The organism is Bifidobacterium imperatoris (assembly GCF_002860405.1).
GTDB lineage: Bacteria > Actinomycetota > Actinomycetes > Actinomycetales > Bifidobacteriaceae > Bifidobacterium > Bifidobacterium imperatoris.
The window spans coordinates 50,319-63,802 of sequence record NZ_NMWV01000010.1 but is presented as its reverse complement, the minus strand read 5'-3'; the positions used below and the strand labels follow the sequence as shown (position 1 = coordinate 63,802).

8 protein-coding genes are annotated in these 13,484 nt (G+C 55.0%); 5 read left to right on the top strand and 3 right to left on the bottom strand.

Translation table 11 applies throughout. The features are described 5' to 3' along the window. Positions 1-48 precede the first annotated feature (48 nt). Complete coding sequence (hflX, locus tag Tam1G_RS03920; protein ID WP_101625535.1) at positions 49-1,554, bottom strand: GTPase HflX; 1,506 nt, start codon at positions 1,552-1,554, stop codon at positions 49-51. A gap of 163 nt (positions 1,555-1,717) precedes the next feature. On the opposite strand from hflX, the gene Tam1G_RS03915 reads away from it, so the two are divergent. The 3 genes from Tam1G_RS03915 to Tam1G_RS03905 all read left to right on the top strand — a co-directional run bounded on the left by Tam1G_RS03915 (position 1,718) and on the right by Tam1G_RS03905 (position 7,632). Continuing rightward, positions 1,718-2,374 (top strand): class I SAM-dependent methyltransferase, encoded by a 657-nt coding sequence (locus tag Tam1G_RS03915; protein ID WP_101625534.1) that lies wholly within the window; start codon positions 1,718-1,720, stop codon positions 2,372-2,374. Then, the gene (hrpA, locus tag Tam1G_RS03910) at positions 2,364-6,503 is read left to right on the top strand and encodes an ATP-dependent RNA helicase HrpA (protein WP_101625533.1); all 4,140 of its coding nucleotides are present in this window, start codon (positions 2,364-2,366) and stop codon (positions 6,501-6,503) included. The genes Tam1G_RS03915 and hrpA overlap by 11 nt, the downstream gene beginning before the upstream one ends. 181 nt (positions 6,504-6,684) lie before the next feature. Next, positions 6,685-7,632 (top strand): hemagglutinin, encoded by a 948-nt coding sequence (locus tag Tam1G_RS03905; RefSeq protein ID WP_101625532.1) that lies wholly within the window; start codon positions 6,685-6,687, stop codon positions 7,630-7,632. 8 nt (positions 7,633-7,640) lie between these two features. Here Tam1G_RS03905 and Tam1G_RS03900 read toward each other — a convergent pair whose 3' ends face one another. After that, entirely contained in the window at positions 7,641-8,903 is a 1,263-nt protein-coding gene (locus Tam1G_RS03900) for an MFS transporter (RefSeq protein WP_101625559.1), read from the bottom strand. Between the two features lie 161 nt (positions 8,904-9,064). Between Tam1G_RS03900 and Tam1G_RS03895 the strand changes: the two genes are divergently transcribed. Next, the gene (locus Tam1G_RS03895) at positions 9,065-10,516 is read left to right on the top strand and encodes a DUF5067 domain-containing protein (protein WP_101625531.1); all 1,452 of its coding nucleotides are present in this window, start codon (positions 9,065-9,067) and stop codon (positions 10,514-10,516) included. A 59-nt stretch (positions 10,517-10,575) separates the two neighbouring features. Here the strand turns inward: Tam1G_RS03895 and glnA are convergent, their stop codons facing one another. Further along, positions 10,576-11,913 (bottom strand): type I glutamate--ammonia ligase, encoded by a 1,338-nt coding sequence (gene glnA, locus Tam1G_RS03890; RefSeq protein ID WP_101625530.1) that lies wholly within the window; start codon positions 11,911-11,913, stop codon positions 10,576-10,578. Positions 11,914-11,989: 76 nt separating this feature from the next. On the opposite strand from glnA, the gene Tam1G_RS03885 reads away from it, so the two are divergent. After that, complete coding sequence (locus Tam1G_RS03885) at positions 11,990-13,429, top strand: DUF2252 domain-containing protein (protein WP_101625558.1); 1,440 nt, start codon at positions 11,990-11,992, stop codon at positions 13,427-13,429. Positions 13,430-13,484: the final 55 nt, after the last annotated feature.

Below are 13,484 nucleotides of genomic sequence, written 5' to 3'. Positions count from 1 at the left end.
TTCCCAATGGTTGTTAGCGCTCACAATCTATATGTGACTTTCATCACGTTAATCGATTGATTGTTCAATGACTTTTGCCGCCAAATGCGAGTCCACATCAGCCTCCAGCAGCACACCGTCATCACGGTATTCCACCTTGCTCACCTTGCCATATTCGCGTACACGAGACAGCAACGACCCCGCCGTATACGGCAGCAATGCATTGACATGCACATGTGGTACCGGCAGCAATGCCTCCACGGCATCGCGCAGCTCATCAATGCCCTCGCCGCTATATGCGGAGACGATGAAGGCGTCAGGCTGCAGCGCGGATAGACGCTCCCGAGTCGCCTCATCGATCTGGTCAGCTTTATTGAACACGATGATGCGTGGAATCGAAGCCGTGCCCTCGATATCCGCCAGCACATCGTTCACAGCATCGATCTGCGAGAACGGATCAGGATGCGAACCATCCACCACATGCACAATCACATCAGCTTCGGCCACTTCCTCCAATGTGGATTTGAACGCTTCCACCAACTGGGTGGGCAGACGGCGCACGAATCCAACCGTATCCACATAGGCGTAGAAACGGCCGTCTCGGGTTTTTGCACGACGCACCGCGGTATCCAAAGTGGCGAACAGCGCGTTCTCCACCAATTCGGCGGAACCGGTCAGGCGATTGGTCAGCGAGGATTTGCCGGCATTGGTATAGCCCACCACTGCCACGGTCGGCAAACCAAAGCGACGACGCGATCCACGCTTGACTTCGCGAGCCGGGGCCATTTCACGAATCTGGCGGCGAAGTCTTGCAATACGCGTGCGAATCACACGGCGATCCATCTCGATTTTGGTTTCGCCAGGACCTCGGGAGCCTATGCCAGCATCCGCGCCAGCCGCACGGCCGCCTGCCTGACGAGACAGCGACCCACCCCAACCGCGCAAACGCGGCAACATGTATTCCAATTGGGCGAGCTCAACCTGCGCTTTGCCTTCGCGAGAAGTGGCGTGCTGGGCGAAGATATCAAGAATCACGGCCGTACGGTCCACCACTTTGACTTTCGCGGCGTCTTCCAAGGCACGGCGCTGTGATGGCGGCAAATCATCATCAACGATGATGGTATCGGCCTCCTCGCGCGCCACGATGTCAGCGATCTCTCGCGCTTTACCGGAGCCCACATACGTGGCCGAGTCAGGCCTTAACCGGTGTTGCAGCAAACCATCGCACACCACGGCGCCCGCGGTTTCCGCGAGCGCGGCCAGTTCTCGCAGGGATTCCTCCGCTTTGGCTTGCGTGGTCACAGCGCTTGACCATACGCCTACCAAAACCACGCGTTCCAGACGGACCTTACGGTATTCAACTTCGGTAACGTCTTCGAGCTCACCGAGACCTGCCACATGTTTGAGCTCGTTGCGAGCCTCGCGTTCCTCCCATTCCTGGTTGGTGTCCTCATGCCAGCCGGCCGGCCGCTGGTTGCTGTCGAGCAACACGTCTGACTGTGAGGAGAGCACGCCTTGAGAGGTTACGCTGGAGCTGCCGTGGTCAATATCGGTGTACTGGTTGTTGTCGCTCAAAAACACCTCTCATATCAATTCACATCGGTGATTCACGATTCTTCTATGGCTCCTTATTATCATCAGGTGAGGTGACATGCCCGGCACACGGGCATCGGCGGCAAGAAATGCACACAGACGAACAGCAATGGTATGCGGGAATCCCGCGGAAATGGAGCACAGTATGGCAGAGCAGTATTTCTCCGCGGAGCCTTCATCCAAGGATGTACGCCGCACGTTGCATGTGACGTTGCGCGACCATGAGGCCAGCGTTCAAGTGTCCAACGGCGTGTTTTCCGGTTCTCGCCTTGATTTGGGCACGTCAGTGCTGCTGCGTCATGCTCCGGAACTGCCTGAAGAGGGCGATTTCCTTGATTTGGGTTGCGGTTGGGGTCCTATCGCATTGTCTATGGCGTTTGAATCTCCGAACGCTAACGTGTGGGCGGTTGATGTCAATGAGCGCGCGCTTGATTTGACGGCAACCAACGCCGCCGACAATGGCTGCGCCAATGTACATATTGCGCAGGTTGATGAATCCAGCACTCCCCTGCCTCAGGACCGCCAGCCGAAGAACGCGACCAGTGTTCCCGAGAGTCTTGAGTTCGATGCCATCTGGTCGAATCCACCGATTCGCATCGGCAAGGAAGCCTTGCACACCCTGTTGATGGCTTGGCTGCCGAAGTTGAAGCGAGGGGCCGCGGCATATCTGGTGGTGCAGAAGAATCTTGGCTCTGATTCGCTGATCAAGTGGCTTGCTCAAGCATTGGGGGCCGAGTTCACGGTGAGCAAATACGCGAGCTCCAAGGGCTTCCGTATTATTGAAGTTCGTCATGAAATATGAGTATCCTGCCGAACTTCCCGTTTCCGCTGCCCGTGAAGAGATAGCCGAAGCGGTTAAGAGCACCCAAGTCGTTATCGTATCCGGACAGACAGGCTCCGGTAAAACCACGCAGTTGCCGAAGATTTTGCTCGAATTAGGGCGAGGCACACATGGCAAACAGATTGTGCATACGCAGCCTCGCCGTATTGCCGCGCGTACGGTGGCCGAACGCATCGCCTCCGAGCTTGGCGTGCAGCTTGGCGATGAAGTGGGTTATCAGGTTCGTTTTACCGATGAGAGTTCCCCGAACACCCGTTTGAGGGTGGTGACGGACGGTATTCTACTGGCCCAGATTCAACGCGATCCGAATCTTTCCAAGTACGATACGATCATCATCGATGAGGCGCACGAACGCAGCCTCAATATTGATTTTCTGCTCGGCTACCTGACCGCCCTGCTGCCGCGCCGACGCGACCTGAAGTTGATTATTACTTCCGCCACCATCGATTCAGTGAAGTTCAAAGAGCATTTCGAGCATGCGTTGCACGAAAAGGTGCCGGTGATTGAGGTTTCCGGCCGCACCTTCCCAGTGCAGGTGGTGTATGAGCCGCTCGGGACCGCGCCCGCATTGATGCGCGAAGTGCCCGGTTTCGCCACTGGCGCCCGTCCGGGAGACGCTGATTATGAGGAGCTGGCGAATGCCATCGCCGAGTCGGATGCGGATAGTTCGCGTTCCCGCCGCTCCGGTAAGAGTTATGAGGATGACGGCATTACTGATATGCCTACCGCTGTGGCACGCGCCTGCGCGGAGCTGGTCATTCATTCCTCTCATGAACGTGGCCCTCGCGATATTTTGGTGTTCGCTTCCGGCGAGCGCGATATTCACGAGTTCGAAGCGGCGCTGAGGCATCATTATGGTCCACGTGCCGATGATATGCGCAGGCCTGATGCGATTGAGATCATGCCGTTGTTCGCGCGCTTGTCTTCCGCCGACCAGCATAAGGTGTTTGAGCCGCATACGCATCAGCGCATTGTCATTGCCACCAATGTGGCCGAAACCTCGCTGACCGTACCGGGTATTCGTTACGTGGTGGATCCTGGTACCGCTCGTATTTCCCGCTATTCGAAGACCGCCAAGGTGCAGCGTCTGCCGATTGAGCCGATTAGTCAGGCCAGCGCCGATCAGCGAAGTGGTCGATGCGGCCGTGTAGCGGATGGCATTGCCATCCGTTTGTATTCGCGTGAGGATTATGAAACCCGTCCACGCTTCACCGAGCCGGAAATCCTGAGGACTTCCCTTGGCGCAGTGGTATTGCACATGCTGTCGGTCGGTGTGGCGCGAACGGCTGAAGATGTGACCACATTTGGTTTCATCGACCCACCGGATATGAAGGCAGTCTCCGATGGTTTCAATGAGCTGACCGAGTTGAAGGCGATTGGCCGCAAACGCGGCGAGGTGACACTCACTCATATTGGCCGCCAGTTGGCTCGTATTCCGATTGATGTGCGACTGGGCCGCATGGTTATCGAGGCTGCGAAATCCGGTTCTCCGAATCTTCTGGCTCAAGTACTGGTTGTGGTCTCCTTCCTGAGTTTGCAGGATCCGCGTGAACGCCCGGATGATAAACGTGAGGAAGCCGACCGTATCCATAACCGGTATGCGGATGAGACTTCGGACTTTCTGACCGCGTTGAACATTTGGGACCGCGTGTTCCAAGCAGATGGCGATCCGAGCAATAATGCTCTGCGCCGCATCTGCAAAACCGAGTATTTCAGCTGGCTTCGAATGCGCCAGTGGAAAGATTTGGTTTCCCAGTTAAGGCAAATGTGCAAAGAGCTCAAGTTCAAGGTCGGCGATCCCTTGCCTTCCACTCGCCCAGGTTTGGAGATTCGCCAACTGCCATTGAATCAGCAGCCGGCACATTCCTTGTGCTGCGCTTGGGATGCAGACGGTATTCATAAGTCGATGCTGGCCGGCTTGCTTTCGATGATGGGCATGCAGGTGATTCGTGCCCCTAAGGCTTCCGATTTTGCCGGTCTTACCGGTGCGGCTCGTGCCCGTGCAATGAAACGTGCGCAAAAGCAGTCGAAAAATGACTATCAGGGTGCACGAGGTACTCGTTTCGCCTTATTCCCTGCTTCTGCTGTGGCTAAGAAGACGCCGTCTTGGGTGATGAGCACGGAACTGGTGGAAACCTCCCGTCTGTGGGCTCGTTATTCCGCGGCCATCGATCCGGCGTGGGCGGAGCCGTTGGCCGGTCAGTTGACACGCACCACGTATGCGGAACCGCATTGGTCCGGTTCACGCGGTTCGGCGGTGGCCACTGCACGCGTGTTGTTGTATGGTTTGCCGATTGTGCAGGATCGCACTGTGCAATGGGGGCGTATCAATCCGCTGGAGGCTCGTGATTTTCTGCTGCGCCAAGGCTTGGTGGAAGGTGATATCCAGCAGCGTTTCAGCTATGACGATTTTGTTGGCGCGAACCGTGACATTCTTGAGGATGCCGCTGAGGATGCCAGCCGTACCCGTCAGTTGGCGAACACTGTATCCGATGAGGATTTGTTCGACTTCTACAATGCGGTGATTCCCGCTGATGTGACGTCAGTGGCCGATTTGGCGAAATGGTGGAAGGACGAGCACGATAAGCAGCCCGAGCTGCTCACGTTCGACCCTGCCAAAGTGGAACGACTGTCGGCCAGCGAATCCGTGAGTCTCAACGACTACCCCGATCATTGGCACACCATCGGCACTGACGGCCAACCCATCGATTTGCGTTTGAGCTATATTTACGACCCCAGCAATCCACTGGATGGCGTGACCGTACATGTGCCGTTGAAAGCGCTCTCCCGCATCACGCCAGCCCAGTTCACATGGAATGTGCCTGGCCTGTTGGATGAGCTGATTCTCGCGATGATCAAGGCACTGCCCAAGCAGCTGCGCGTGCAGTTCGTGCCAGCGCCTGATGCAGCTCACGCGATTCGCGCATGGATTGATGAGCACTACCCTAATTTGCCTGGCTCCGGTTCACAGCAGAAGCCGAATCTCGCTCCGGCCAGCGAGGATGGCGAAACAATCGGCTGGCCTGATCTGGCCCACGTATTTACCAAGGCCGCCATCGCCACCGTGGGTGCACAGATTCATCCGGAAGTATTGGGACCGGATTTGATGGATCGTCTGCAGCCGTATCTCAAGGTCACGTTCTCGGTGGAACAGCAGATGCCCGCACCCAAACAGTCTCATGGGCGTCGCCGTGTACGCGGCCAGGTCAAGGTATTGGACAGCGCCAAGAACCTCAAGGATTTGCAGCGCAAGTATGCGGCTCAAGCCGAGGCTTCAGCTCGCCAAATGGTGAAGAAACAAGCCGATCAGGCAGCCAAGCAAGGCAATCTGGTGAGCCAAGCCAATTTGCTGCACAAGGCCGGCGCCACCACGCAGTCTCGCGCCGACATGCTCTGGCATGGCGCATTGGATGCACTGCGTCTGCCCTCCGAACGCGTCTCTTCACGCTGGCTTGGCACGGAAGCATTAATGTTGGCCGCAGCCCCTTATAAGTCCACTAAGGAACTTGTGGACGACCTGCAGCTGGCCACCGTCAAACGTCTGCTTCCCAGCGTCGATACGTTGCCTGATGATGAGGCTCTCGCGAACGCCGTATTGGATGTGCGCGAAGTCTATGAGGATACCGTCTATCAGGTAGCCCATGACGTGATCAACATCATCAAAGCGTATGCCGAAGCGGATAAAGCCACGTCTGGTAAGGCTGATTTGCCGATGCTGTCCGTGCTGCAATCCATTCGCGACCATATCGCCACGCTCGTATACCCAGGATTCATTGGCCGCACTCCGCCGGAAGCCTTGAAGTCGCTGCCACGATATCTCAAGGCCGATGTGATGCGCCTTACCAAGGCGAAAAGCGATAAGAACCGTGACGTCAAATGGGCATGGCAGGCCGATGAAGCCAAGCAGTTGGTGAACAAGGCCTTGGCTCATGCCAAGGCGGAACCGGCAGGACCCAAGCATGAAACACTGATGAAACAGGCCGAGCAGGCTCGGTGGATGCTCGAAGAGTTCTATGTGAGTCTATGGGCCCAGGAGCTCGGCACCCACGGTCCCGCATCCCTAAACCGCATCAAAAAAGTTCTGGCGTGATTACTGACTGACGCTGATGGGTTTGGCATGTGTATCTCGACACACTCAAGGCCGTTCGGCCAAGCTTACGGTCGAGATACACATGCCAAACCCATCAGCTACGCACCATTTGCTACTTAGCCAATACGGATTCACCGCGAGCGTAATGGGCTCTTAATGTTGGCTATTACAATGGCGGGCGATGACACAGGCGAAACAATCAAACAAGTCAAAGCGCACACAGACCAAGGGCAAGGCTCGCGGAAAGAAAACCGCGAGCCGTAAGCCATTGAGCTTCAAGCAATGGTGGAAGCATGCAAGTCTTGGCAAGAAAATCAAGACTGTTGTGTTCACCATCATTGCCGTGGTTTGCGCAATGGCGCTCGCTATGGGTACTTTGCGCTTCGTTGAGTGGCGTCTTGAGGTCAAGGAGGCTGAAACTCGCCAGCTGCAGCTTACGCAGGAATATGATTTTGATCCGGGCGATATTATCTCGGATGGCCAGTTCTTCAATGGCAATGCGATGAGCGAATCCGAAGTGCAGGCTTTTCTTGACGAGCAGGGAGCGAATTGTTCCGGCAGCGAATGTCTGAAAACAAAAACGTTCGACACCACGAATCAGCCTGCAGACGAGTATTGCGATGCCTATAAGGGCGCCAAAGGCGAGACTGCGGCGGCCATCATTACCAAATCAGCCAAAGCATGCGGCATCAGTCAAAAAGTATTGCTCACCGTGCTGCAAAAAGAACAGCATCTGGTTACCGCCACTGAAATCACCGATTTCCAATACAAGGCAGCAATGGGATTAAGCTGCCCGGATGATGCGAACTGTGACCCGGAATATGCCGGCTTCTTCAAACAGGTGTATGGCGCCGCCAAACGCTACCAGTATTACACTGCGCACGAGGATCGTTACGGCTACCATGCGAACGCGCTCAACTATGTGCAGTATCATCCTGACACATCATGCGGCGGTACGAACGTCTACATCAAGAACAAGGCAACCGCTTTGCTGTACATCTATACGCCATACCAGCCGAATGAAGCCGCACTGGCTGCCGGCGTGGGCGAAGGCAACTCCTGCTCCAGCTACGGCAACCGCAACTTCTCCATCATCTATGAAGGCTGGTTCGGCTCCCCACGCAGCTAATAGTTGATTCAGCGTTCGATATGCTTGCCTACATAAGGGCCAAGCATCATCGACATCACCATAGCCAGCAGCGCAAAAATCGCACCCACCGGGCCAAGCCAAGTCAATCCCAGGAAATCATTGGCAACGCCACCAACCGCGGAACCGATAGCGATGCCGATGTTGAATGACATGGAATTGAGCGATGCGGCCAAATTCATAGAACCCGGATGGGATTGCGCGGCCACATCCATATACAGCACCTGAGAAGAAGCATTGAACAGGTACATGAACATGCCGAGCACGATAAGCACCATCGCACCGTAAATCGACACTACATGAGCCAAAGCCAGCGAGGCCAATAGTGCGGCATGAGCGAGGAACACCCAACGCAGATGGTAGAGCGGCTCCACTCCCCTGCCATGTTCGGCGAGTTTGCCGGCATACAGGTTGCTCCACAGGCAGGCCACACCATACACCACAAGACCCAGACTGATGTATTGTTCAGGCATCTTTACCTCATCGCGCAGAATCGGCGTCAGATAGGTGTAGAACACGTAGCTGGATGCGGCACCACACACCACGGTAAGTACGCCCAGATGAATACGACGGTCGAAGAACAGACGGAACTGGGAGAGGAATCCAACCTTAACAATATGGCTGTTGCGAGGCAGAACCACAAACATCAATACCAGTAGCACAACCGTCAGCACTGAAATCAAGTAGAACGTCACACGCCAACCAAACGTGTTCGCCACCCAAGTGCCCACCGGCACGCCGACCACCGACGCAATGGAGAAGCCGGAGAACACCCAGGCAATGAATTTCGTACGGTACTTGTCCGTGGTCACATCCGGAGCGAACGTCATCGAAATAGCCACCAAAGTTCCGGAAACCGAAGCAATCAGCAGTCGTGCAATCAACAGCACCGGATAATTCGGAGCAAATGCGCACAAAATATTGCCGGCCAGGAACACACCCATCAAAGTCAGATACGTTGCAAAACGCGGGAATCGGCCGGAAATGGCGGAGCCCAGTGGCGTGCATGGCGCATAGACGAAAGCAAAAATAGCCACCAGATTGCCCACGGTAACCTCGGAAACCTTCAGCCCAGAGGCAATATCCGGGAGAATACCGACCACCACGAACTCGCTCATACCCAGCATAAAGCTGGCGAAAATCAGAATGTTCACCGGCAAGGTGAAGAAACGGTCTCCAGCCTTTTTCTCAGCCGGATTGTCAGTTTGATTGTCATTGTGCTGAAGCTGTTCCGTGTGAGTCTTTTCAGCCATTACCATCTCCCCCGCATTTCTATGTCCGAGTTGATGGTATTGGTCTATCCCTACAACTTCGCTTATCAGACACGCGGAAGTCAGCCACCCTTATGCCTTGTTTTCAGCAATGCTGACCGTAAAATGGTGAACACAGTTGGAGATGCACCGAGGGGGATGCTATGGGACTACTCAATCACGATGATGACTATGTTTCCCCATTCGATGATGGGCTGCCCTCCTATATCGATCCGTCACAACGTGCTGATTATCTGTCCGAAATCGTAGAGACCAAGCATCAGATGCACGAAGCGGCAGAGCAACGAGCCAAAGAATGGGCCGCCACTTCCCGCAAGCCAGCAAAAGCACAGTCTTCACAGACTTCTGGGCGGCAGCAGAAGCCGTCACAGCAACGCGCACAATCCCATCGTCAGCAAAACAGGCAACGCAATACACAAACCCAACATCCCAGCCCTTCCGGGCATGGCAGCAATCGTCGCCCTAATCCAGTAGTCGCTCGGCAGAATGTCGCCAAGCCACGCAAGAAGCATCACGCATTCTTCTGGATGATTATTGTGTTCGCCGTGCTTTGGGGACTCGCCGATCCAATTCTCAACACTGCCAATAATTGGCTTGGCTCCATTGTGCATTCATCAAGTTCCAGTGCTCACACCGCCACCGGCAAGAACTCCGGCAATACAAGCGATGATGATTACGCCAACGGTACCGATAGCAGCAACAGCACGGATGACGGTTCGTATCAAACCGTTGAGAAAACCAGTGATGTACTTGACGTTTCAGGTAAACCCCAAGGCGTGCTCACCATTGCTTCCGCCAAATCCGGCCCAAATGATTTCACTGGGCAGCCTACGGTTATCGTGACATTCAATTGGACGAATACCAGCAAAAAAGCCTTGACCTTCGATACACTGACTCATCCTGAGGTATATCAGAACGGTTTGCAACTCGGAGAAATCACCTTCTCCAAAAGCACTGAAGTGTCTGGGTACAGCTATGAATCCGCGCAAACCGAAGTCAAGCCAGGCAGTGAATTCAATACAACACTGGCATTTACATTGCGCGATAAATCCTCACCAATATACGTGCAAAGCGATCGATCCACCTGGTACCGAGAAAGCCCTATGATTGTGTCCGCATTCACACCAAACGGCGACGTTGGTGATGGTCCTTGGACGCAGGTGAACACCAGCACCTTAGCTCCTGTGCCACAAGCAACCGAGAGCGACCGCAAAAACATGAAGACTCTCGGCAAAACGGAATATGACCAATTCTCCTATGCACTCGCCGGCGCACAACGAGGCCCCGCAGACGCAATGGATAATCCGTCAGCCATTGTTTCAATCGACTGGATCAATGACACAGGCAACAATGCTTCGCTGAGTTATTTTGGGGACGTATCCGTTACACAAAATGGAGTGAAGCTGGATAACGCGTACTATCTCACAAATCCTGAGGGGTTCGTGGATAACGGCCATATACTTAACAGCCAACCAGGGGTGAAAGCCACCGTCCAATACGCGGTGGAGCTACGGGACGAGACATCTCCCATTACCGTGACATTCACGCCCTATGACAACGGCAAACCCGAAAGCAAAACATTCCAACTGGAGTAATCAAAAAGGTCCTTGAATCTTGAGATTCAAGGACCTTTAGCATGAGCGTCAATTAGCGGTTACAGCTTCGGCAGGTACTTCTTCAATTCGAACGGAGTCACCTGCTGGTTGTACTCCTCCCATTCCTGATGCTTGTTGTCCAGGAAGTAGCCGAACGCGTGTTCGCCGAGTACGCCTGCCACGAAGTCGGATTTCTCCATAATCTTCAGGGCTTCATCAAGCGAGCGAGGCAACGGCTGGATACCCATAGCCTGACGTTCACCATCGGTGAGCTCCCAAACGTCATCGCTGGTGGGTTCGCCCAGCTGCATCTGCTTATCGATACCGTCGAGACCTGCAGCCAGCAGCACCGAGTAAGCCAGATACGGGTTGGCCACCGGATCGAGCGCACGGAACTCCATGCGCGCGGAGTTGCCCTTGCCCGGCTTGTATTGCGGGATACGCAGCAGTGCGGAACGATTGTTGTGGCCCCAGCAAATGTAGCTCGGCGCCTCGTTGCCGCCCCACAGACGCTTGTACGAGTTGACATACTGATCGGTCACGGCGCAGATTTCCGCAGCATGATAGAGAATGCCAGCCGCGAACTGTCGGGCGGTCAAGGACATGTTGAATTCCTGGCCGGCCTCGTAGAACGCGTTGGAGTCACCTTCGAACAGGCTCAGATGCGTGTGCATGCCCGAGCCCGGTGCATCGGCCAGAGGTTTCGGCATGAAGCTGGCGTGGATGCCACGCTCCAGGGAAATCTCCTTGACCACCGTACGGAAGGTCATGATGTTATCCGCCGTGGTCAATGCATCGGCGTAACGCAGATCGATCTCGTTCTGGCCAGGGCCAGCCTCATGATGCGAGTACTCCACCGAAATGCCCATCTGCTCAAGCATGTTCACGGTGGCGCGGCGGAAGTCCATGCCTGGGCTGCGCGGCACATGATCGAAATAGCCGCCCTCGTCGATCGGGGTCGGGGCCTTGGACCAATCGTCCTGGCTTTCGAACAGATAGAACTCAATTTCCGGGTGCACGTAGAACGTGAAGCCCTTGTCCTTGGCTTTGGCGAGCGCGCGCTTCAACACATGGCGCGGATCACCGAGCGACGGCTCACCGTCTGGAGTCAGAATGTCGCAGAACATGCGCGCGGTGCCCTGAGGGCCGCCACGCCACGGCAGGATCTGGAAGGTGGATGGATCGGGTTGAACGATCATATCGTCTTCGGAAATTCGAGTCATGCCCTCGATAGCGGAACCATCGAAGCCGAGTCCCTCTTCAAATGCGGCTTCCAGTTCGGCCGGAGCAATGGCCACGGATTTCAGTGTTCCCAGCACATCCGTAAACCAAAGACGAATAAAGCGCACGTCGCGTTCCTCGACCGTGCGCAGTGCAAACTCCTGCTGTTTATCCATAACGGCCTATAGTTCCATACCCGTGTTACGAGTCGCGTTAACATCCCATATACGTTCAGCGCTAGAGTAGATGACCATGAGCGAAGACCATCTGACACCATCCGCCAATCCGCCCATTGATGTGACCAGCTGGCAGCAGGCCGTCAACCCACGAGATCGTTCTCGTGCCGGTATTAAGGCTCGCAGCAAGGCACCGCTTGAATCGCATGCCATCTGGCAGGTTCGCGAGGGACGACGTGAAGCCATCAGTCTTTTGGAGGAGCAGTCCGCAATCCGTGTGCCGGAGTTGATTCCGCTGCGTTATAAGCGTATGAGTGTCAGCCCGTTCACCTTCTACCGTGGCACCGTACTCATTATGACTAATGACTTGGCATCTACTCCGGTGACAGGTATTCCGGTGCAGTGCGTGGGCGATGCGCATATTGGCAACTTCGGTATCTTCCGCTCCCCTTCCGCTCGACTGGTGTTCGATATCAATGATTTCGATGAGACCGCCATTGGCCCGTGGGAATGGGATTTGAAGCGTTTGGCTGTTTCTGTGGAGATTTGCGGACGTGCCAATAAGCTCAAAACCAAGGATCGCCGTGCTGCGGTATTGCAATGTGTGCGTACCTACCGCGAGCGCATGAAATGGTTCTCCGAAATGGATTATCTGGATGCCTGGTATGAGCATTTGGATGTTGAGGAGACGTTGGATCGTTTTGAAACCAGTGGCTCCAAGCGTAATCCTGTCTTGCGTCAGGCTGCGATGAAGGCCCTGCTGAAGGATAACGATGCCGCCGCCGCGAAACTGTGCCGCTATGAAGGCGGCAAACTGCGCTTCAAGTCCGATCCTCCGGAATTAGTGCCGATCAACGAGCTCACTGATTATGCCGATCCTGAAGCGTTGCAGGCTCGTCTCGATACGTTGCTGGAAAGCTATCGTCATTCTTTGTATGACGATCGACGCATGGTGTTCGACCATTTGCGTTATCAGGATTCCGCCCGCAAAGTGGTCGGCGTCGGTTCGGTTGGCCAGCGTGCATGGACGTCTGTATGGATTGCCCGCGATATCGATGACCCGATGATGCTGCAGATGAAAGAAGCCACCTATTCCGTACTTGAGCACTATTGTGGCGCTTCTCGTTATGCTACGCATGGCGAGCGCGTGGTGCAGGGGCAGAAGCTGATTCAGAGCACCGCCGATGTGCTTCTGGGCTGGTCCAGCTTCATGGCTGAGGATGGTCGCAAACGCGATTATTATGTACGTCAACTGTGGAATGGCAAGGGTTCGATTGATATCGATAATCTCAACGCTTCCGGTTTGAGTGATTTGTCGCGCATGTGCGCATGGTCGTTGGCTCATGCGCATGCCCGCACCGGTGACTCCATTGCCATTGCCAATTACATGGGTGGCACCGACGAATTCGATCAGGCCATCGCCTCGTTCGCCGTCAGTTATGCCGAGCAGAACGATGAGGATTACGCCGTATTCAAGAAGCTCATCAAGTCCGGCGATCTGCCGTGTGCTAAGTAAATAAACGTATGCGCTGATGTTCACCGAACGTTATCGGCGAGCATCAGCGCATACT